General features: G+C 40.0%; 20 protein-coding genes. 10 read left to right on the top strand and 10 right to left on the bottom strand.

Going from position 1 to position 19601, the window contains the following annotated elements:
• Positions 1 to 5: 5 nt before the first annotated feature.
• The 3 genes from R0J88_RS12225 to R0J88_RS12215 all read left to right on the top strand — a co-directional run bounded on the left by R0J88_RS12225 (position 6) and on the right by R0J88_RS12215 (position 2440).
• On the top strand, positions 6 to 329 hold the full coding sequence (locus tag R0J88_RS12225; RefSeq protein ID WP_008128263.1) for a c-type cytochrome: 324 nt from the start codon (positions 6 to 8) through the stop codon (positions 327 to 329).
• Positions 330 to 470: 141 nt separating this feature from the next.
• On the top strand, positions 471 to 1238 hold the full coding sequence (locus R0J88_RS12220; protein WP_006791222.1) for a class II aldolase/adducin family protein: 768 nt from the start codon (positions 471 to 473) through the stop codon (positions 1236 to 1238).
• Positions 1239 to 1264: 26 nt separating this feature from the next.
• The gene (locus R0J88_RS12215) at positions 1265 to 2440 is read left to right on the top strand and encodes a mandelate racemase/muconate lactonizing enzyme family protein (protein WP_010556678.1); all 1176 of its coding nucleotides are present in this window, start codon (positions 1265 to 1267) and stop codon (positions 2438 to 2440) included.
• Between the two features lie 66 nt (positions 2441 to 2506).
• On the opposite strand, the gene R0J88_RS12210 is transcribed toward R0J88_RS12215, so the two are convergent.
• The 8 genes from R0J88_RS12210 to zapB form a co-directional block, all read right to left on the bottom strand.
• Complete coding sequence (locus tag R0J88_RS12210; RefSeq protein WP_410900048.1) at positions 2507 to 2881, bottom strand: hypothetical protein; 375 nt, start codon at positions 2879 to 2881, stop codon at positions 2507 to 2509.
• A 51-nt stretch (positions 2882 to 2932) separates the two neighbouring features.
• The gene (locus R0J88_RS12205) at positions 2933 to 3772 is read right to left on the bottom strand and encodes an amidohydrolase family protein (RefSeq protein WP_410900047.1); all 840 of its coding nucleotides are present in this window, start codon (positions 3770 to 3772) and stop codon (positions 2933 to 2935) included.
• Positions 3769 to 4497, bottom strand: a complete 729-nt coding sequence (locus R0J88_RS12200) for an SDR family NAD(P)-dependent oxidoreductase (RefSeq protein WP_410900046.1) — start codon at positions 4495 to 4497, stop codon at positions 3769 to 3771. Before R0J88_RS12200 ends, R0J88_RS12205 begins: the two co-directional genes overlap by 4 nt.
• 20 nt (positions 4498 to 4517) lie before the next feature.
• A complete protein-coding gene (locus R0J88_RS12195; RefSeq protein ID WP_039037967.1) occupies positions 4518 to 5006 on the bottom strand; it encodes a peptidylprolyl isomerase in 489 nt (162 codons plus the stop codon).
• Between the two features lie 66 nt (positions 5007 to 5072).
• Positions 5073 to 6560: a LysM peptidoglycan-binding domain-containing protein gene (locus R0J88_RS12190; RefSeq protein WP_305472729.1), complete on the bottom strand. Its 1488-nt coding sequence runs from the start codon at positions 6558 to 6560 to the stop codon at positions 5073 to 5075.
• Between the two features lie 55 nt (positions 6561 to 6615).
• Positions 6616 to 7638, bottom strand: coding sequence for an MBL fold metallo-hydrolase (locus tag R0J88_RS12185; protein WP_410900045.1), 1023 nt, complete (start codon positions 7636 to 7638; stop codon positions 6616 to 6618).
• 62 nt (positions 7639 to 7700) lie between these two features.
• Positions 7701 to 8006 carry a cell division protein ZapA gene (locus tag R0J88_RS12180; protein WP_006791214.1) on the bottom strand — a complete coding sequence of 102 codons (306 nt, stop codon included), beginning with the start codon at positions 8004 to 8006 and terminating at the stop codon, positions 7701 to 7703.
• Entirely contained in the window at positions 8006 to 8236 is a 231-nt protein-coding gene (gene zapB / locus R0J88_RS12175; protein ID WP_006791213.1) for a cell division protein ZapB, read from the bottom strand. The genes R0J88_RS12180 and zapB overlap by 1 nt, the downstream gene beginning before the upstream one ends.
• Positions 8237 to 8684: 448 nt before the next feature.
• Here zapB and R0J88_RS12170 point away from each other — a divergent pair, with 448 nt between their 5' ends.
• The gene (locus tag R0J88_RS12170) at positions 8685 to 9524 is read left to right on the top strand and encodes a 23S rRNA (adenine(2030)-N(6))-methyltransferase RlmJ (protein ID WP_039037970.1); all 840 of its coding nucleotides are present in this window, start codon (positions 8685 to 8687) and stop codon (positions 9522 to 9524) included.
• Positions 9525 to 9618: 94 nt separating this feature from the next.
• On the opposite strand, the gene R0J88_RS12165 is transcribed toward R0J88_RS12170, so the two are convergent.
• Together R0J88_RS12165 and R0J88_RS12160 are read right to left on the bottom strand one after the other, a co-directional pair.
• Positions 9619 to 10185 (bottom strand): PhnA domain-containing protein, encoded by a 567-nt coding sequence (locus tag R0J88_RS12165; protein WP_010556671.1) that lies wholly within the window; start codon positions 10183 to 10185, stop codon positions 9619 to 9621.
• A 75-nt stretch (positions 10186 to 10260) separates the two neighbouring features.
• Complete coding sequence (locus R0J88_RS12160; RefSeq protein WP_276754012.1) at positions 10261 to 11010, bottom strand: substrate-binding periplasmic protein; 750 nt, start codon at positions 11008 to 11010, stop codon at positions 10261 to 10263.
• A 153-nt stretch (positions 11011 to 11163) separates the two neighbouring features.
• Between R0J88_RS12160 and R0J88_RS12155 the strand changes: the two genes are divergently transcribed.
• The 6 genes from R0J88_RS12155 (at position 11164) to R0J88_RS12130 (ending at position 19598) form a co-directional block, all read left to right on the top strand.
• Positions 11164 to 12429: an EAL and HDOD domain-containing protein gene (locus tag R0J88_RS12155; RefSeq protein ID WP_058429631.1), complete on the top strand. Its 1266-nt coding sequence runs from the start codon at positions 11164 to 11166 to the stop codon at positions 12427 to 12429.
• Between the two features lie 2 nt (positions 12430 to 12431).
• A complete protein-coding gene (locus tag R0J88_RS12150; protein ID WP_006791208.1) occupies positions 12432 to 13049 on the top strand; it encodes a paraquat-inducible protein A in 618 nt (205 codons plus the stop codon).
• 59 nt (positions 13050 to 13108) lie between these two features.
• Positions 13109 to 13483 carry a hypothetical protein gene (locus R0J88_RS12145; RefSeq protein ID WP_271481592.1) on the top strand — a complete coding sequence of 125 codons (375 nt, stop codon included), beginning with the start codon at positions 13109 to 13111 and terminating at the stop codon, positions 13481 to 13483.
• A 148-nt stretch (positions 13484 to 13631) separates the two neighbouring features.
• Positions 13632 to 14999, top strand: coding sequence for a TolC family protein (locus R0J88_RS12140; protein ID WP_410900044.1), 1368 nt, complete (start codon positions 13632 to 13634; stop codon positions 14997 to 14999).
• Entirely contained in the window at positions 14989 to 16482 is a 1494-nt protein-coding gene (locus R0J88_RS12135) for an efflux RND transporter periplasmic adaptor subunit (RefSeq protein ID WP_410900043.1), read from the top strand. The genes R0J88_RS12140 and R0J88_RS12135 overlap by 11 nt, the downstream gene beginning before the upstream one ends.
• A complete protein-coding gene (locus R0J88_RS12130; protein ID WP_410900042.1) occupies positions 16479 to 19598 on the top strand; it encodes an efflux RND transporter permease subunit in 3120 nt (1039 codons plus the stop codon). The genes R0J88_RS12135 and R0J88_RS12130 overlap by 4 nt, the downstream gene beginning before the upstream one ends.
• The last annotated feature ends 3 nt before the right edge of the window (positions 19599 to 19601 follow it).

Genomic DNA, 19601 nt, shown 5'->3' with positions numbered 1-19601 from the left:
ATACAATGAGCAAGATGAAAACACTAATACTAGGCGCGGGCATTAGTTTAGCCGCAAGTTTCTCGTTTAATGCAGCTGCTGCCGATGGCGCCGCTCTTTACACTGCAAAAAATTGTCAAACCTGCCATGGTGCAGATGGTAAAGCACCAATCATGGGTATGTACCCTAAACTTAATGGCCAAAACAAAGATTATTTAGTTGCACAAATGAAAGACATTAAGTCGGGTGCGCGTAATAATGGTATGTCTATGGCGATGAAAGCAATGGTTGCTACAGTAACAGACGAAGAGTTTGAAGCTATTGCAGACTACTTATCTAAAGTAAAATAACTCAAAGCAGTTATTCGCCCTTTAAAAAACAGCCACACACGTGTGGCTGTTTTTGTTTGTTGATTGCTATAAAAGACAGAGTGTTTTAGACTTCTAAACATCTATTCGCACTTGTTATGTGTGTATTTTAAAAGGCTTACTATGTTTGATTTACCCCAACTCGATTTAAAAAATAAAGTATCTGCTCAAGAGTGGCAACTTCGTGTCGACCTTGCTGCCTGTTACCGGCTAGTGGATCACTTTCGCTGGGGAGATTTAATTTATACGCATTTATCAGCGCGTTTGCCGGGCACTGACCATTATCTTGTTAATGCTTTTGGATTAACATTTGACGAAGTAACCGCGTCAAACTTGGTTAAGGTAGACTTAAACGGGAATATAATCGACGACACTCCCTTTAGCATTAATCCTGCTGGTTTTACTATTCATAGTGCAATACACGAAGTAAGAGAAGATGCGCATTGCGTTATTCACCTGCACACCAAAGAAACCATTGCTGTGGCTACGCAAAAAAAGGGCTTATTACCATTGAGCCAGTATTCTATGTTTTCATTGCCGTCGCTTTCATATCACGGTTACGAAGGCCTTGCAGTTAATGATGATGAGCGCAAAGTCCTCCAGGATGATCTAGGCTCAACTAATCACATGTTATTAGTTAACCATGGTGGGTTAACCGTAGGCCCTACTGTAGGCGATGCGTTTATGCGTTTTTACGACTTACAGCGCGCCTGCGAAATACAATTAGCGCTGCAAGCTAGCTCGCAAGAGGTAATTCCCGTGCCTCAACCAATTATCGACAATATTTATAATCAAGCCAATGTGGTTCATAGCGGCAGCACCGGAGGCCAGCTTGCTTGGCCTGCTATGCTACGTAAAGCGTATCGGCTTGATCCCAGTTTTGCAAAATAACCTTAACAGGTTAATAAGGAATTTTTATGAAGGTAAATCGCGTAGAAGTATTTGATATTCATTGTCCAGAGCGCCCAGCATGGACACCTGTATTCGTTCGCATTCATACTGATGAAGGCATTAGTGGTGTGGGTGAGGCGGGTCTTGCTTATGATTTAGGTCATAGCGCAGCTGCCGCCATGATCAAAGAAATGGCAGATGCTTTTTTAATTGGGCACGACCCGTTTCAGACAGAAAAGCTATGGTCTCGCATGTTACGAGAAAGCTTTTGGGGTTTAGGTGGTGGACCCGTTGTGTACGCTGCAATGAGCGCAATTGATACTGCGCTTTGGGATATTAAAGGTAAGGCACTTGGGTTACCGGTATATCAATTACTTGGTGGTAAAGTTAACGACAAGCTTCGTACTTATGCATCGCAACTGCAGTTTGACTGGGATAGCGAATTTAAAGCGCTAGTTCAGCCACAAGAATACGCAGAGGCAGCATTAAAAGCCATAGCTGAGGGTTACGATGCGGTTAAGGTAGATCCAATTCAATATGATAAAGACGGTAATACCTATTACGACCGAACTAATATTATTTCACGCCCAGAAATGAAGTTGTATCGCGCGCGTATGCAAGCTATTCGTGAAGCCGTGGGTGATGAAGTGGATATTATTTTTGAATGCCATAGTTTACCGGGTGCTACATCTGCAATTCAAATTGGTGAAATAGCCGAAGAATTTGATTGTATGTACTTTGAAGAGCCTGTGAACTACTTAAATCACTCATTGCATGCCAAAGTAGCAGATAAAGTTAATGTGCCAATTGCAGGTGGTGAGCGCTTGTATAACCGCTGGGGGGTTCGTCCTTATTTAGAAGATCAGAGTATTGACGTACTTCAGCCCGATATCGGTTTATGTGGTGGTTTTACTGAAACTAAAAAGGTATGTGATTACGCTGATATTTTTGATGTACGCATTCAGGCGCACGTATGTGGTGGCCCAGTAGCTACTGCGGCTTCATTGCATTTAGAAACAGCTATTCCTAACTTTTTAATTCATGAGCATCACACGTATGCAATTAAAAAGTGGAACCGCGAGTTGTGTTTACAAGACCCACAACCTAAAAATGGTTTCTTTGAAGTATCTGAAGAGCCAGGTTTGGGTATTGAGTTAAACGATGAGATTGTAATGCGGTCGCAACGTGTAGAAATAAAATAATAACTAAGCTTATTATTATAACAGCCGGTAAGTGACTATTCACTTACCGGCTTTTTATTAGCAGAATTAAGGTTGTTCGTTAATTACGCACTCAACACCTTTGAGCTCTTGAGTTGCTTTGCTATCTACGTGGCGTATAAAGCATTGTTTGTTTTTTATCATCAGCTCAAATTGGTCGGGTGGATTAAGCTGATGACTTTTTATTATGTTATTTTCGTTTAAATTACTCAGCGTAACCACACTGTTTATTGTAAATACATCGTCATCTAACGTTATATTTTGCATATTCATAAGGGTATTGATTACTTTGTTAACCGCGCTTTGATTAGGCGCTAAAAGTAATGCATGTTGTAATTTTGGAGTGGGTTCAGCGTGTTGCGATATGCAGCCACTTAATAAAGTGCACAAAGCTAAGCTCGAAATGAATAATGTGTTTTTCATAAAACCTACGCCATTTTAAGCATAATAAAATTTAAATATAACGACTTTTACTTACACTTGGTAGTAATGCTTTGCATTTGCGTAGCTGAGCTTAAGCCAAAGGCTATGGCTATTACATAGCGCATAATGCTGATGCCATAGGGCATTGTAATACGTGTTTATTTGGCATACCGGAAAGTTACTAGCAAACATAATACGCTGTTCGCCAAAATGCTTTAAAAGCCACTTAAAGCAGGCTTCTTGTTGTGATTGTGTCAGGTCTAATAATTCAAAGCCAGAAAACTTAATGGCAATGTTGCTATATTGGGCAAGTAGTTCAACGCCTTTTTGCCAAGAGATCAAATCATCAGGCAACCCTGCATGGTTAAGAATAATTTGTAGGTGAGGTAATTGTTTTGCACAGTGAGCAATATGATTGGCCACACTAATATTGTGTAACTCAAATTGCGCTTCAAAATGCAATTTGTTTGCTGCTAATAAGTCAAGATTATGAATACAACGAGGGCTTTTTAGCCTTAATGCGTCATCCCCTTCGGTTATATCTCTAATACCACATAAGCTTGAATGAGCAAGCGCATTTAGTGCATTACTAAATTGCTCAGCAGGGGCATCTATTTGGTTAAAGCTAATGGCTTTAAATGGCATTTCACTTAAATGCTTACTTAGCCAATTTAGCTCCTTAATTGGGGCTGAGTTATCAAAGCCTGCTTCTATGTGTACAAGGCCTTTTAATTTAAAGTCGGTACTGTTGGCAAGTTGTTGTGCGCTAATAGGCCGTTTTATTTTTTCTAAATTGGGCCATGCCGGAGGGTTACTTCCTTGTAGCCAAGTGTATTGACCATCGAGTAAATTAAAAAAATGAACATGCGGGTCAATTATATTTGTACTCATTGGGCTGTATAGCCGCCATCAATACTTTGTAAGCTGCCAGTAATAAAGCTTGCATCGTCACTTGCTAAAAAATTAACAAGAGCGGCTACTTCATCGGCTTGACCTAATCGGTTTAGCGGTTGAAGACTGGCTTCTTCTGCCACTATATCGGCTTTGTTTGCACCGCTTTTATCGCAGTAAGCGTCTATTGCGTTATGAAATAAAGGGGTTTCAATTGTGCCTGGACACACTGCATTAGCACGAATATTAAAGCGTGCATAATCAAGTGCCGTAGTTTTTGCCATTGAGGCGAGGGCATGTTTAGTGAGGTTGTAGGCAAATGAATTTTGCTTGGCAATTAATGCTTGGTCGGATGCTATTAATATAATAGAACCCGCATTATTTGCCTTCATCGTTGGGAGTACGCTTTGTACTGCCGCATAGGCGCCTTTTACATTAAGCGCAAATAGCGCATCGAGCGTTTGCTCATCAGTGCTTTCTATATTTGCGCTTAAGTGTTTTCCAGCATTAGAAACCAGTACGTCAATACGTTGATATTGTTCATGTATCGCGTTGATCGAGCGGCGGACAGCCTCTACATCACTTACATCGCAATGATGAAAAACACCTACATCACTTGGTGTGATATCAAGGTTATGTACCTCATAGCCACTGGTTAGTAAGCGTTTTACTACCGCTAGGCCAATCCCTTTTGTACCACCTGTTACAATTGCAACTTTTGACATACTTGTTCCTTTTTCGCTAATTAGTGAGCGTGGCCACAACCGCCTTCAGCGTGAACATGGCCATGCGAAATCTCTTCGCTGGTTGCTTCGCGTACCGATACAACTTCAACATCAAATGTCAGAGTTTTACCTGCAAATGGGTGATTTAGGTCACAATCGGCATTAAAACGACCAACTTTAACAATAGTCACTTGATGACGGCCTTGGTTAGATTGAACCATTGCGGTCATACCTGGTTTCCATACTTTAACATCGCCTTGTAAATGCTTTAGTGGAATGCGTTGAATTAAGTCATCAACTCGCTCACCATAAGATTCACTTGGTTCAAGTGTTACACTAAATTTATCGCCGGCACTTTTATCTTCAAGGGCTTTTTCTAAACCTGGAAGCATGCCTTCGCTACCATGGATGTAGCTAAGTGGTGCATCATTTACACTACTTTCAATTTGCTCACCTGCTTCACTGAGTGTGTAGTGAAACTCTACTGCCGAATTTTTACTAATTTGCATGCTGATCTCTTTCAATAATAACTATGTTAGGGCGTGATTTTACGCGAAATAGATTGGTTTATAAACTTAACGTGGTTGATTTAGTGTTTTTTGCAGATCAAGCAGAAGGTCTTTTTTGATTGGCTTGGCTTTAGGTTTTTCAGCTTGAGGAATAAAAAGTACTAGCTGACTGCCGGGCTTTAAAATACTTGAGGCTGATAATTTATTCCACTTAGCTAAATCGCTATGTGGTACGTCGTAAAGTTGGCTAATGCTCCACAGGCTATCTCCAGTTTTTACGGTGTAGTCGATTTCTATTGTTGGAATGACAATATCTTCTTGAGGTTCTAAATAAGGGCTTATTTTGTAATCTATGGTTAAAGAGCTTGGTAAGGTTTTGGGTTGCCCAACCAATAACTTTTCGCCTATACCAATAAAGTTATTGGCTTTGTTATTAAGCTGTTTAAGCGCTTTGACCGACATACTATAACGCTTTGCAATGCCATAAAGTGTATCGTTTTGCTTTACTATGTATTCACCAGCAAAGTTAGATTTAAAAAACTGACTTTTTAAAAGTGCCTCTTGGCCTATTGGCAGTAGTAAGGTATGAGGTCCGTTTGGTGAACTTTGATTTTTTAAATACCCTTGGTTAATTGCATGTAACTGCTTTGAGCCAATTCCAGACAGCTTAGCAATAACCGAAAAATCGAATTGCTGGCCTATATTCATTTGTGTGGTGAGTGGTTTATAGGCAAGTTTTGGTTGCTTCATGCCTTTTTGTGGATGCTTAACTAAATAACTTAAAGCGAGTAATTTGGGTACGTAATCAGCAGTTTCTTTTGGCAAGCTGAGCGACCAAAAGTCAGTGCTTTTTCCTCGTTTAGAGTTTTTCTCTATGGCCCGCTTTACGCGTCCTTCACCGCTATTGTAGGCGGCTAATGCATGTAGCCAGTTACCATTAAAGCGTTTATGTAAATAACTCAGATAATCCAGCGCGGCATCGGTTGAAGCAAGTACATCTTGGCGTCCGTCGTACCATTGATCTGACTTTATACCAAAGTGATACGCAGTCGCACCGACAAGTTGCCATACGCCAACAGCTTGCTGCGATGAGGCAGCGGTAGGTCTAAAGTCACTTTCCACAAAAGGCAGTAACGCTATTTCCATAGGGAGGTTTCTTTGCTCTATTTTTTTTACAATGTGGTATAAGTAGGGGGCTGCACGCTTACTTACCGTGGTTAGGTATTTAGGCTGTTTTAGATACCACTTAATGCGTTTTTTTAAAGCCCGATTTTGATAAACCGTAAAGTGTAAGTTGTTAGCAATGTGCACCCATAAATCAGTCGTTTTTGGTGGGCGCTTTTTTACGACTCTATTTTTAACCTTTAGTGGCGTGCTTTGTTCTTCAATAAGAAGTGCTTGTTGCTTTTGGGGGATCGGTTCATCTACGTTTTGGTGATTAGCGTAATCAGGCTCAAAATGAGTAAATATTTGAGGTGCCTCTGCCTGCTTTTGCTCAGTTGATTCACAACCAAACAAAAAAAGTACTAAAAAGCATAATATCAAACTGCGCATAGTGATCACTTGAATAAATTCCTTTTATTATTTTAACACAATCCGTTGTGTTGGGTTATTGTGAGCTTTTAGCGCGATTGAGTCCTGCTTGTAAAAAAAACTGGCTCGACTTTTGGTTTAATGTGTTTTGTTGATAAGGAGCAAGCACATTTTGTGGAAAAGATTCGATGAGTGCTTCAGTTGTTAGGTTTTGATTACTTTTGACGTGCTCAGTTAGGGCATTTAAGAATGCCAGTGGTTGCTTAAGTTGTTGTTTATTTAGAGTATCACCATGGCCTGGTATAATGAGTGATAGCTTTTCATTACTTATGTATTGTTTAAGCAACGTTTGCCAGCTTTTAAGCTCACCATGGCCAGGGTAAGGCAGCCAATCAACAATATCACCGCCAATTAACGTGCTCCCATTGTTTGTAGTAATGGTTAAATCGCCCGTAGTATGCGCTTTGTGTGGTGTGATATTTATTTCAAAGTTCCCTAAATTAAGCGTTTTACTTACTGCTAATGCTATTTTTGGTGGATTAAGCTTATATTCGCGCCAGCGAAAAAGTCGTGCTTTGGCCAGTTCTAACTTTTCTCGCCATGCTGTTTGTTCTTCTTTGGGAATTGAAGCTAAACGCTGATAACTCAGTTCAATGCTTTTTTCATAGCTGTCGAGTTTATCGATGTAGGCTTTTTGATAGGTTTTAAAATCAGCGCTAACTTGCTGGTGGGTAATGAGTTTAGCGTTTGGATAGTAGTGTTGAACCACCGCCATGCCCAGTAAGTGGTCGTCGTGATAATGAGTTGCAACTAAATAACAAAGAGGCGTTTTAAGACGTTTTTTTAGTTGAACAACTAGTTGTTCAACACCGGCAAAATTCCCGCTGGTATCAACAAGTAGGGCGCATTCAGCGCCTTCAATCAAAACTTGGTTTGAGTCGTAAAAGCGTAAATCGTCCTGTTGTTTTAAAAATTGGATATTGTTATTAATAGTTTGCCAGCTAATAGCTGCATTTGAATTGGCTGTGGCAAAAAGTAAACCTATCATCAGGAGTGTATATTTTAACGATGAGTGAATAGTGAGTAAGGAGTACTTCATTTGCGATCTCTTGCAGGCCATTTATTACCCTAATGATAAACAAAAAGCGCAGGTTGCGCTTTTTATTTTTTTTGTTCGGGGTCACTTGCCAAATGTTGGCTGAGTTTATCAACAAGTTGGTCTTGGTGTTGCTGCTCAACAGTTGCTTGTGTTTTTGCTTCAAGCAAATCGTGGCTTAAATTAAGTGCTGCCATAAGCAATGCTTTTTGATCGTTTCGAACGGTTGAACGCTGTTTCATTTGTTCAACTAAGTCGTTTAGATTTTTAGCTGCTGCTATCAATGCCTCTTCTTGTCCTTGCGGACAAGCAAATTGCTGCTCTTTACCTAGCAACTCAACAGTGACCCGCTGGTTTTGCAGCTCAGACATTAGCTAGCCTGTTGTGCGCTTTGTAATTTATCAAGCAAGCCAGTTAATGTTGTGCTGGCATCTTTTTGCTTTTCTTCGTTTTCAAGCGCTTCTAGTTGTAAAAGCTCATTATCATCAGCAAGTTTGCTGTTTTGTTCTTTTAAGCTAGCAACGTCAGTTTGTAATTGATTATTGCGTTCAATAAGTGAATCGATCAGTTGTTCGAGTTGTTGAAGAGTATTGTTGTCCATAAGGCGCTCATATAACTGTAATTAATGTCTTGCAAATGTAAAGCAAAGTACATTAATTTACTAGCATTTACGCGAGTTTTAGCTGATTTTTCTTCTTTGTTAAGGGATAATTCATACAACGTGCTTTTTTGTTCATATATGGTTCATTTAAACACCCTTTATCCAAGAGGTTGTTGAATTTTGCGGATTAAAGTTTGTTCAAACTAGGGGGTATTTAATCGTGGCGCGAGGTGTGTAACTCAGTGGACTAGGTAACTGCTCCCGCGTTATTCTACCGGCTTAAATTCATGTAAGTATAACCGCACTATGTAGGCTCTACTTTGCCTAAATATCAAACAGGCCGCTTAAACTTTAACCTCGAACGGTTAACAGACCCTAGTGCAAGTTGCTAAAGCCCAGTGCTTATGGTTCACTTGCGATATTAAATTGCGTATGGCGAAAATAAATAATGCTTAGTTACAGACACTCATTTCATGCGGGTAATCCGGCCGATGTTCTAAAACATCTTGTATTGGCTGAGGTGCTTAAATATCAAACAGTTAAGGATAAGCCGCTAGATTACATTGATACGCACTCTGGCGCAGGCTTTTTTGAACTCGCAGCAGCTGATGCTCAAAAAACGCAAGAATACCAAGACGGTATTGAAAAGTTGTGGGCGCACACAAGTGAGCATGAGGCACTTAACGAGTACATTGACCTAATTAAATCGTTCAATAATACGAGTGACCTCGATTTTTATCCGGGTTCACCAAAAATTGCTGAACATTATTTACGTCGTCAAGATAAAGGTTGGTTTTTTGAATTGCACCCAAGAGACTTAGTCTTGCTAGAAAGTAATATGCAGGGTAAGCGCTCTATTCGAGTGCGCGGTGAAGACGGGTTCACTGGTTTGGTAGGGCTACTGCCACCTGCGTCTCGAAGAGCGTGCGTATTAATCGACCCACCATACGAAATTAAAGATGATTATGAACGCGTTGTAAAAACATTAATTAAAGCACATCAACGATTTGCAACGGGTACTTATATGATTTGGTATCCGGTTGTTGATCGGGAACGCATTAACAATATGGAGCAGGGTTTAATTGATTCCGGTATGCGAAATATTCAGTTATTTGAGCTGGGAACCGAGGCCGATACTGACGTTCATGGCATGACTGCATCAGGTATGATAGTGATTAATCCGCCATGGAAGCTTAAACAAACTATGGATAATGTATTGCCTGAGCTAGTGTCATTATTAAGTGAACCTACTGGCTTTTATAGGTGTGAGCAACTGGTCGATGAATAGCCACTATTTACGGAAATGCCCAGCAGTTCTGGGCATTTTTGTTCTAACTTATTACTCACAGTTAAAAGCGAAGATAGCGTGAGTTATTTGCTGACTACTTTTTAACAAACTTAGTTAAAATGACAATGCGCTGGCCATCAACACGCCCTTCAATGTGTTCTGGGTTACTGGTTAAACCAATATTACGCACCGCAGTACCACGTTTTGCTGTAAGGCTACTGCCTTTTACATCTAAATCTTTTATAAGTGTCACGGTATCGCCAGCTTGAAGAACCACGCCATTACTATCGACATGTTTAACATCGTCATCTTCAGCAAGTGCTTTATTAGCCCACGCCAGAGTCTCTTCTTCTAGATATACCATGTCTAGTGCATCTTGTGCCCAACCGTTATCTGGCGCTAAGCGCGATAGCATTCTATAGGCAACAACTTGAACCGCAGGTGTTTGGCTCCACATGCTGTCATTTAAACAATGCCAATGCGTTGGAGTGATTTCGACGGTGTTTTCAATTTGTTCTTTGCATGTTTTGCAAGTGTAAATGCATTTGTCTGAATGTGTTTCGGTTACAGGTGGAACTTCATAAACAGATAAGTCATTGGTAGCTGTACACAATTCACACTGGTTATTGCTGCGTTCAATTAAAGCTTTTTCAATACTCATAGGGATTACTTTTTTGGTCGGGTTGATATTTTTGCATAGTATAACTCAGCGCACTGGGTGTGTGTTATAAATCCCTTAGTTTTGTATGGGTATTTCTTTCATGTATTTTTCAGCTATGTTGTTTATATAACCAATGCTGTGGAGGTTTTTTATTACTTTATTAATGATAGGCATTAAGTGCTTATGTTTGCTAAGCAGGCGAATTCTCAAAAAACCATGAGAATATTGAGCACCAAAACCAATGTTGATATTAAGTTTTTGTGACCAATATAAGGTTGGTGAGTCACCTATTATGGCAACATCTACTCTTTTTCGTACTAGCGCCTCAATGAGTTCTTTTTCCGAAGGAAAATCAACGCGTTTAAATGTATCAGCATTGTGATAATAATAACCCAATACTGTGCCTACATTTTTACCCTCAATATTGGACACATGTTGCCATTTTTTTGTGTTTTCGGGCAGCGTTACAAGCATTTCTGTTACTGTAATTAATGGGTCAGAAAATACATATTTGGTGTTGTTTCTTTCGCTTTGAGGTAGCCAATCAAGCGAGATCACATCAAAGTCAATAATACCTTCATTCAGGTATTTAGTGATTCGCTTTGCAGGTAGCGATTCATGAGAAGCAGAGATATTAGCGTCAATCAGTACTTTTTCAATGATTTCTGGTAACACACCCGGGCGTTTAGGATTGTTGGTGTAGAAAGGGTAATGACTTCCAGATGAGCTAATGTTGTACTTTAGAGGATTGTTGCTTTGTGCTGCAATATTAGGAAGCGAGCTCAATGCTAAACATGTTATCAATAACCATTTTAAAATACGCAAACCCGCTCCTATACTACGAACTTTTTTATTAGTTTTATTTACTTTGCAAAATTTTGCAACGATTAAGATGCATTTACTATACTTTTAATCTTTAACATAGATTAGACTCAAAAGATTAGCTTTAATTTTGCACAAACTTATAGGTGAATTCTATTGAACGTGTCTGACACTCCATCGTTAACGCCTACCTTGACACAATATGTTGCTAGGCAACCAATATTTGATGCAGACAAAGCAGTGTTTGCTTATGAGTTGCTTTACCGAAACTCAGCAAATAATGCGTTTCCTGTAGGTACTAGCGATGAACACGCGACCAGCCGTTTGTTTTTTAATACCTTAATGCTAGTTGGTGCAGAAAAGCTTACAGCTCACCAACTTGCTTTTGTAAACCTTTCTACAGACGCTTTGCTGGATGAATTCCCTAAACTATTAAACCCTGAACATACTGTAATAGAAATTGTGGAGCGTACGGTAAATATTGCAGCGGTTGCTAGTCGTATTAAAGCGCTGAAAGGTCAGGGTTATGTATTTGCACTGGACGATTATGACGGCGATGAAAAATGGGAGCCGTTACTCGCCCTTGTTAGTTATATAAAAATTGAGGCTGAAGAGCCTATTATTAAAACTAATATGCGGGTTAAAAAGCTGAAACGAAGTTACCCTCATTGCAAAATAATAGTAGAGCGAATAGAAACTTACGATCAGTTTATAAACTTACGTGATGCAGGTTGTGATTATTTTCAGGGATTCTTTTTTGCCCGCCCAGAAATGCTAACTTACAGTGGGGTCGATCCTTCAAAAGTTACCGTTTTCGAACTCCTTAAAGCAATAGCAAAAGAATCGTTATGCTTTGAAGAAATTCATCAGCGTGTAGCTAAAGATGTAGGAATAACGGCGCGAATTTTACGTTTGGCAAATGCACGTTCTAATAATAGTAATTTAGTTATTACGTCCATATCGCAAGCTGTTGTTTATTTAGGTGAGGACGTAATTCGTCAATTTGTGCGTGTATTAGCTGTTAGCGACTTAGGAATAGATAAACCAACAGAGTTGACTAAATTTGCTCTTGTACGCGCTCGGTTAATAGAGCTTATATTAGCTGAAACAAACAAAAATTTATCTCAGCAAGGTTACTTAGTGGGTTTGTTTTCGATGCTTGATGCGATATTAGATATTGAGCTAGCAACTATTGTAAAAGAGTTTACGCTAGATAAAAGCATAACAGATGCTTTGCTACTGCAAACCGGTTTGCTAGGCGATTGCTTATTACTGGCAAAAGCGATTGAAACTAAAAACTGGGCAGTGGTTGAAACACAACTTAAGTTGGTTAACCCAGAAATGGAAATAGAAAAAATATACAGCTTTATATTAGAGTCAATGCTTTATAGTGATGATGTAATAGAAGTTATGAGCGAATAAGTATGCGTAATTTTTTATCTGTTGTAAGTGTAGTTATTGCTTTATGTTTGTTATTTCCGGGTATTACAAAACCCGTGCTAACAATTGAAGGGAATATTGATAAATCAAAACTTGCTCAAGCGGGGATTGAAATGTTAGCTGAAGAGGGCGATGGCCGAACGCGCAGCATGCTAATGATGTTTTCAAACATGTTGGGCCTAGATAAGTTAGACGGTGAGATTAGCGCTTATAGCAAAACGCAAAGTATTTACGGCACTATCACAGACCTAGCAAATAATAATAATTTGCTTGTGGCTGCCTTGGTTGGTCTTTTTTCAGTTGTGGTGCCAAGCTTAAAGCTATTATTACAGCTACTGTATTGCTGCTTACCAGTGAATAGACTTAAGCAAGTATGTGGCAATATTGTTTGTGCACTCAGCAAATGGAGTATGGTTGATGTATTTGTAATAGCATTAATTGTTACGTATTTAGCGGGCAATGCACACGGTAAAAGTGGTGAATTACTTGTTATGAATGCACAATTTGGTGAAGGGTTTTGGTATTTTAGTGGCTATTGTATATTTACAGTAATTGCCAGTTATTTAATTAAACCCCAAACCAAACTACAAAACACGCCCTAAATTATTTGTAGTCGTTTATAAGTTACTTTAAAATCCCCTTTTTTGATTGAGGTACTATTTTGCAACGCTTGTACACTATTTTACTTACGCTTACTTTACTGCTCACGTTTGTGGGTCAGTCGTTTGCGTCTGTAGCAAGTGAATGTGAAATGCCTCATCAGTCTAACGTTCACGTTAACATGCATTTAGACAAAAGTAGCGCAGAGAATAACAGCGCTCACCATTCCATGATGCAAATGGATTGCTGCGATGATGAAGCGACTGCTCAAAATGAATGCAGTTGCCCTGTTAATGGCTGTACGGCTAACTCAATGCTTAATGTCGATATTCTAATACTTATTACAGTTACAAGTACTGAAAAAGTTAATACATGCGAATCGCGTGCTCAAACAACCTCTCCCAAATCACTTTACCGACCTCCAATGTTTGCTTAAATAGCAGGATAGGTGTGTCTAAATTTTATGGAACCTCAAGCTGATTTTTATCTTTTGAAAACGTGATTAGTTTTCGTATTAGGTGCGGCTGATATAAACACCTTTCTTGCCAATTTAAATTTTTATTAATTTTTAAATGGAGCAAGTGATGAATTACGCTTTGAAAATAAATGCAGTGCTATGTTGTTTGACTTTGTTCAGCAGTGCGGCGAATACCCAAGAAGAAAAAACGACTGGCGCAATAGATGAGTATAGCTCTGTACGTACGCTAAACTTATCTCACGCCCTTAGTTATGCACTTGAAAATGATCCGTGGCTATCTGCAAGCCGCCACCAAGAGCAAGCCGTTATGGCTCAGAGTATTATGGCGGGCACTTTACCCGACCCAACACTAACGCTTGGTCTTATGAACTTACCAACAAATGGTTATGCGTTTGATCAAGAAGGGATGACTCAATTTAAAGTAAGTGTAAGTCAAAAGTTTAGCCGCGGTGATAGCCTAGCACTCAAGCAAACGTCACTTTTACAGTCATCGCAGCAATATCCATGGCAGCGAGCTGATAGGTTGGCTCAAGTAAAAGCAACCGTCACCGAGTTTTGGCTAAATGCGTATAGGGCACAGCGCAGTATTCACTTAATAGAGAAAGACAGAGAGTTATTTACTCAGCTTATTCAAATAACTGAGGCCAGCTACGCAAGTACACAGGGTAAGACACGCCAGCAAGATATTATTCGGGCTCAGTTAGAGCTTACCCGCTTAGAAGATAAGCTACTCACACTTGAGCAACAACTTCACAGCGCTAAAAATCGGCTAGCGCAATGGTTGCCCATAACAATGTTAGAAAAACCTTTAGATGGTAAATTTATAACCCCTCCCGCGCTTACTAATTTTAATACACTTGAATTTGGTCAACTTATGCAATTACTCATGGCTCACCCAGCCATTGTAGCCATAGATCAAAGTGTATTGGCCAAGCAAACACAAGTGCGCCTAGCTAAACAAAGCTACCAGCCACAGATAGGGGTTAATGTAGGGTATGGCTATCGAGCAGACACACCAATGGGCCAATCAAGGGCCGACTTACTTTCTGTGGGAGTTAGCATTGATCTCCCTTTATTTACGGATAACAGGCAAGACCAACAAGTTAAATCGGCTATATCGATTAAGGAAGCGACTAAAACACAAAAAAGAGTCGCTTTGCAAAAACTCAAAGGTATGTATTTTAAAGAATATAGTCAGCTATCTCAGTTACAAAAGCGAAATACACTATATCAAAATACGTTATTAGTACAAATGGCAGAGCAATCACAAGCAACCTTAAATGCTTATACGCGTGATGACGGTGACTTTTCTGATGTTATGCAAGCACGTATTAGTGAGTTAAATGCCAAAATTGACGCGCTCAATATCCAAGTCGATCAACACATTATTATTGCACGCTTAAATTATTATATGAGTAGCTTAGACTCTCAAGTTATGGGCGAACCACGTGAGGAGCAGCCTGATGAACACTAATTTGAAACTATTCATTGCCGCTATTGTAGGGGCTGGTTTATGGGCTGTTTTTACGCAAATTATAATTGATGAAAAACCGGCCGTAAAACAACCCTTATATTGGGTGGCACCCATGGACAGCAATTATAGGCGTGACGCTCCAGGCCTCTCTCCTATGGGGATGGATTTAGTGCCCGTTTACGACGAAGTTGGTAATAGTGAAAGTGAAAAAGGAGCGATTACTATTTCGCCAGTGGTGATTAATAATTTAGGAGTTAAAACCACTAAGGTGCAGTTAAAAACACTGCAAAGTAACATCAATACAGTGGGTTATGTGCAATATAACCAAGACAAAATTACTCATATTCACCCTCGTGTAGAAGGGTGGCTTGAGGATTTATATGTAAAAGCGCAAGGCGATAAGGTAAACGCCGGCGAACCTTTGTATACCTTATATTCACCGCAGCTAGTTAATGCACAAGAAGAGTTTTTATTGGCAGTAAATAGAAATAACAATGTACTAATTCGTGCTGCAAAGGCACGTTTAGAGTCGTTAAATGTATCTGCTGAATTTATTGAGCGCTTACAAAAAAATAAGCAAATAATGCAAAATATTACCTTTTATGCGCGTCAAAGTGGGATTGTTGATGAGCTGAATGTGCGAGAAGGTTTTTATGTAAAGCCGGGTACATCTATGATGAGTATTGCTCAACTTGATGAAGTATGGGTGGAGGCGGAAATATTTGAACGTCAATCGTCGCTTATTAGTGTTGGCCTACCGGTAACCATGACCCTTGATTATTTTAAGGGAAAAATATGGCAAGGACAGGTCGATTATATTTATCCGGCGCTGGATGCTCAAAATAGAACACTTCGGGTCAGGCTCCGATTTACAAATAAAGACCTTAAGCTAAAAGCGAATATGTTTGCTCAGGTGACTATTCATACAAAAGCGAGTGAACCTCAGCTTGTAGTACCAAAAGAAGCTGTAATTCGTACGCAACATCAAAACCGCGTAGTTATAGCATTAGGCGAAGGGCGCTTTAAATCTGTTGAAGTACAAGTAGGACAAACAAGCGTTGATGAAACGATTATTTTATCAGGTGTGGTGGTAAACGATAGCGTGGTTACCTCTGCACAATTTTTAATAGATTCTGAGTCGAGTAAGCTTTCAGACTTTAAGCGAATGGAGATGCCAGCTGCTGATAGTAGTAACGATGACAACTCTCAAAGTGCAACCGTAAATGGCGTTATAAATACAATTGATGCAGCAAATCGAGTTGTAAATATTAGTCGTGAAGCTATTCCAAAGTGGAACCGAGGTCCAGCAACAATGAACTTTGTTCTGGCACCGCATATAGAGGTTAACTCGCTTATTAAAGGTCAAACCATTGATTTCACGTTTAGTATTATTAATGATGATTTTGTGATCACCGCTTTAAATAATATAGACGCAATAGATCACTCCTCAATGCAACATACGATGGGCGAGGAAGTAAAATGATTACTGCTGTTATTTGCTGGTCTGTTCATAACCGGTTATTGGTATTGTTGCTTACATTAATTTTAGTGGGCGGTGGTGTGTTTGCCGTTAAAAATACGCCCGTAGATGCCTTGCCCGATTTATCTGATGTGCAAGTTATTGTAAAAACATCGTATCCAGGGCAAGCACCACAAGTGGTTCAAGACCAAGTTACTTATGTGCTTACTACTGCTATGTTATCGGTGCCAGGGGCTAAAACCGTAAGAGGCTTTTCATTTTTTGGCGACTCGTATGTTTATATTATTTTTGATGACAGCACTGATTTGTACTGGGCGCGTAGCCGAGTGCAAGAATACCTAACCCAAGCTGCAAACCGTCTGCCTGAAGGTGCAACGCCAGAGCTTGGACCTGATGCAACGGGTGTTGGTTGGGTTTACCTATATGCCCTTATTGATAAAACAAATACGCTTGATATTAGCCAATTGCGAGACTTACAAGATTGGTTTTTAAAGTTTGAATTACAAACTGTGCCGGGTGTTTCTGAAGTAGCCTCTGTAGGGGGAATGGTTAAGCAGTATCAAGTAAATGTAGATCCTAACAAGCTGCGTGCTTACGGCATTCCGTTGAGTCTTATTCAAACTGCAATACAGCAAGGAAACCAAGAAACAGGCGCCTCTGTTATTGAAATGGCCGAAGCTGAATACATGGTTACCAGCACAGGGTACATAAAAAGTGTTGCCGATTTAGAGGCTATTCCATTAGGTACTAATGCAAATGGCACTGCTTTGCAGTTACGTGATGTCGCAAATATTCGCCTAGGCCCACAAATGCGCCGTGGCGTGAGTGATCTTAACGGTGAAGGCGAAGCTACCGGTGGTATTGTTGTTATGCGCTACGGCGAAAATGCACAAAAAACCATTGAACTGGTTAAGGCTAAACTCGAATCGCTTAAAAAAGGATTACCAGAGGGCGTTGAGATTATTCCTGTTTACGATCGCTCAAACTTAATTAACAACGCAATAAGTAATCTGACAAGCAAACTTGTTGAAGAGCTGATTGTTGTAGCGCTTGTGTGTGTTGTGTTTTTGTTTCATGTGCGCTCATCTTTGGTGGCTATTGTTACCTTACCGCTGGGTATTTTAACGGCGTTTATTGTGATGTATTGGCAAGGAATTAACGCTAATATTATGTCTTTGGGCGGGATTGCGATTGCCATAGGTGCAATGACCGATGGCGCCATAGTAATGATTGAAAATATGCATAAGCATATGGAAAAAACGCCTCTGACTGATCAAAACCGTTGGGAAGTCGTTATTAAAGCGACAAGCGAAGTAGGCCCTGCGCTGTTTTTTAGTTTATTAATTATTACCGTGAGTTTTTTGCCTGTATTTATTTTAGAAGCGCAGGAAGGGCGAATGTTCTCACCTCTTGCTTACACTAAAACTTATGCAATGGCGGCTTCAGCAGGATTAGCGATCACCCTAGTGCCTGTATTGATGGGCTATTTTATAAGAGGTAAGGTAATACCTGAAAATAAAAATCCCGTTAATAGATTGCTTGTAGCGACTTATCGGCCTTTGCTCAGATGGGTGCTTAGTTTTCCAAAAACGACCTTAATATTTGCCTTAGTTATGACCTTGGTAGGTTTTTACCCACTTAACAAAATAGGTAGCGAGTTTATTCCACCACTTGATGAGGGTGATTTAATGTATATGCCCTCTACATACCCAAGTATATCAATAGCTAAAGCTCGAGAGATTTTGCAGCAAACAGATAAATTAATCGCAACCGTGCCAGAGGTTAAAACAGTTTTTGGTAAAGTCGGGCGAGCTGAAACAGCCACCGATCCCGCTCCACTGACAATGATTGAAACGTTTATTCAATTAAAGCCCAAAGACGAGTGGCGAGAGGGAATGACTCTTGAAAAACTCAAAGCCGAACTTGATGCATTAGTCACGTTTCCTGGTTTAACTAATGCGTGGGTTATGCCAATTAAAACACGCATAGACATGCTGGCAACCGGTATTAAAACCCCAATAGGTATTAAAGTGGCAGGTCCACAGTTAAGTGAAATTCAAAAAATGGGTGAGCAAATAGAAACGCTACTTGCTGATATTCAAGGCACTGTATCTGTTTACTCTGAACGAGTGGCTGGTGGGCGCTACGTAAAAATTGATATAAACCGTGAAAAAGCAGCGCGTTATAATTTAAACATAAGCGATATACAGCAAGTTATAGCAACGGCAGTTGGTGGTAAAAATGTAACACAAACAATAGAAGGGCAGGCTCGTTATTCGGTTAACGTGCGTTATCCGCAAGTTTTTAGGGACTCACCTGACGCCCTTATGTTATTGCCCATTGTGACGCCACAAGGACAGCATATTGCGCTTGGAGATGTCGCTAATGTATTTATTGAAAATGGCCCGTCTGGCATTAAAAGTGAAAATGCACGTTTAAATGGTTGGGTTTATATTGATATAGATGGCGTAGACATTGGCAGCTATGTTGAAAGCGCGAGAGCTGTGCTCGATGAGCATTTAATACTGCCATCGGGGTATTCTATTTCATGGGCTGGTCAGTATGAATATATGCAACGTGCAAAAGAGAAGCTCACCTACGTAGTGCCTCTCACCTTGGCCATTATTGTTGTGCTGCTCTATCTTAATTTTAAAAGCTTTGCTGAAGTAACTATTATTATGTGCACACTGCCATTGGCTATGATAGGTGGTGTATGGCTCATGTACCTTCAAGGTTTTAACTTTTCAGTCGCCGTAGGGGTTGGTTTTATTGCGCTGGCCGGTGTTGCCGTGGAGATTGGGGTGATTATGCTGGTTTACTTAAATCAGGCATATCAAAACATGTGCTTAACTGCTAAGCGAGCTGATAAACCACTTTCGTTAGCTCAGTTACAGCAAGCAATTATTGAAGGTGCCGGGTTACGTGTGCGTCCTGTCATGATGACGGTGGCTACTATTGTTATTGGTTTATTACCTGTGCTTTATGGTACGGGTAGCGGTAGTGAAGTAATGAGCCGAATTGCAGCGCCTATGGTGGGTGGTATGGTAAGCGCAATAATGTTGACCTTATTAGTTATTCCAGCGGTTTACCTATTATGGAGAAAAAAGGCTATTAAGTAACAG

The sequence above is a fragment of the Pseudoalteromonas sp. SIMBA_162 genome, from assembly GCF_046535955.1.
GTDB classification, from domain to species: Bacteria; Pseudomonadota; Gammaproteobacteria; order Enterobacterales; family Alteromonadaceae; genus Pseudoalteromonas; species Pseudoalteromonas marina.
Note: the sequence above shows the minus strand (reverse complement) of the source record. Positions and strands in the feature narration are given on the sequence as shown.

Excerpts from the sequence above, each read along its gene's own strand:
- R0J88_RS12225 (WP_008128263.1), top strand. The coding sequence starts at position 6 with ATGAGCAAGATGAAAACACTAATACTAGGCGCGGGCATTAGTTTAGCC.
- R0J88_RS12220 (WP_006791222.1), top strand. The coding sequence starts at position 471 with ATGTTTGATTTACCCCAACTCGATTTAAAAAATAAAGTATCTGCTCAA.
- R0J88_RS12215 (WP_010556678.1), top strand. The coding sequence starts at position 1,265 with ATGAAGGTAAATCGCGTAGAAGTATTTGATATTCATTGTCCAGAGCGC.
- R0J88_RS12210 (WP_410900048.1), bottom strand. The coding sequence starts at position 2,881 with ATGAAAAACACATTATTCATTTCGAGCTTAGCTTTGTGCACTTTATTA.
- R0J88_RS12205 (WP_410900047.1), bottom strand. The coding sequence starts at position 3,772 with ATGAGTACAAATATAATTGACCCGCATGTTCATTTTTTTAATTTACTC.
- R0J88_RS12200 (WP_410900046.1), bottom strand. The coding sequence starts at position 4,497 with ATGTCAAAAGTTGCAATTGTAACAGGTGGTACAAAAGGGATTGGCCTA.
- R0J88_RS12195 (WP_039037967.1), bottom strand. The coding sequence starts at position 5,006 with ATGCAAATTAGTAAAAATTCGGCAGTAGAGTTTCACTACACACTCAGT.
- R0J88_RS12190 (WP_305472729.1), bottom strand. The coding sequence starts at position 6,560 with ATGCGCAGTTTGATATTATGCTTTTTAGTACTTTTTTTGTTTGGTTGT.
- R0J88_RS12185 (WP_410900045.1), bottom strand. The coding sequence starts at position 7,638 with ATGAAGTACTCCTTACTCACTATTCACTCATCGTTAAAATATACACTC.
- R0J88_RS12180 (WP_006791214.1), bottom strand. The coding sequence starts at position 8,006 with ATGTCTGAGCTGCAAAACCAGCGGGTCACTGTTGAGTTGCTAGGTAAA.
- zapB (WP_006791213.1), bottom strand. The coding sequence starts at position 8,236 with ATGGACAACAATACTCTTCAACAACTCGAACAACTGATCGATTCACTT.
- R0J88_RS12170 (WP_039037970.1), top strand. The coding sequence starts at position 8,685 with ATGCTTAGTTACAGACACTCATTTCATGCGGGTAATCCGGCCGATGTT.
- R0J88_RS12165 (WP_010556671.1), bottom strand. The coding sequence starts at position 10,185 with ATGAGTATTGAAAAAGCTTTAATTGAACGCAGCAATAACCAGTGTGAA.
- R0J88_RS12150 (WP_006791208.1), top strand. The coding sequence starts at position 12,432 with ATGCGTAATTTTTTATCTGTTGTAAGTGTAGTTATTGCTTTATGTTTG.
- R0J88_RS12140 (WP_410900044.1), top strand. The coding sequence starts at position 13,632 with ATGAATTACGCTTTGAAAATAAATGCAGTGCTATGTTGTTTGACTTTG.
- R0J88_RS12135 (WP_410900043.1), top strand. The coding sequence starts at position 14,989 with ATGAACACTAATTTGAAACTATTCATTGCCGCTATTGTAGGGGCTGGT.
- R0J88_RS12130 (WP_410900042.1), top strand. The coding sequence starts at position 16,479 with ATGATTACTGCTGTTATTTGCTGGTCTGTTCATAACCGGTTATTGGTA.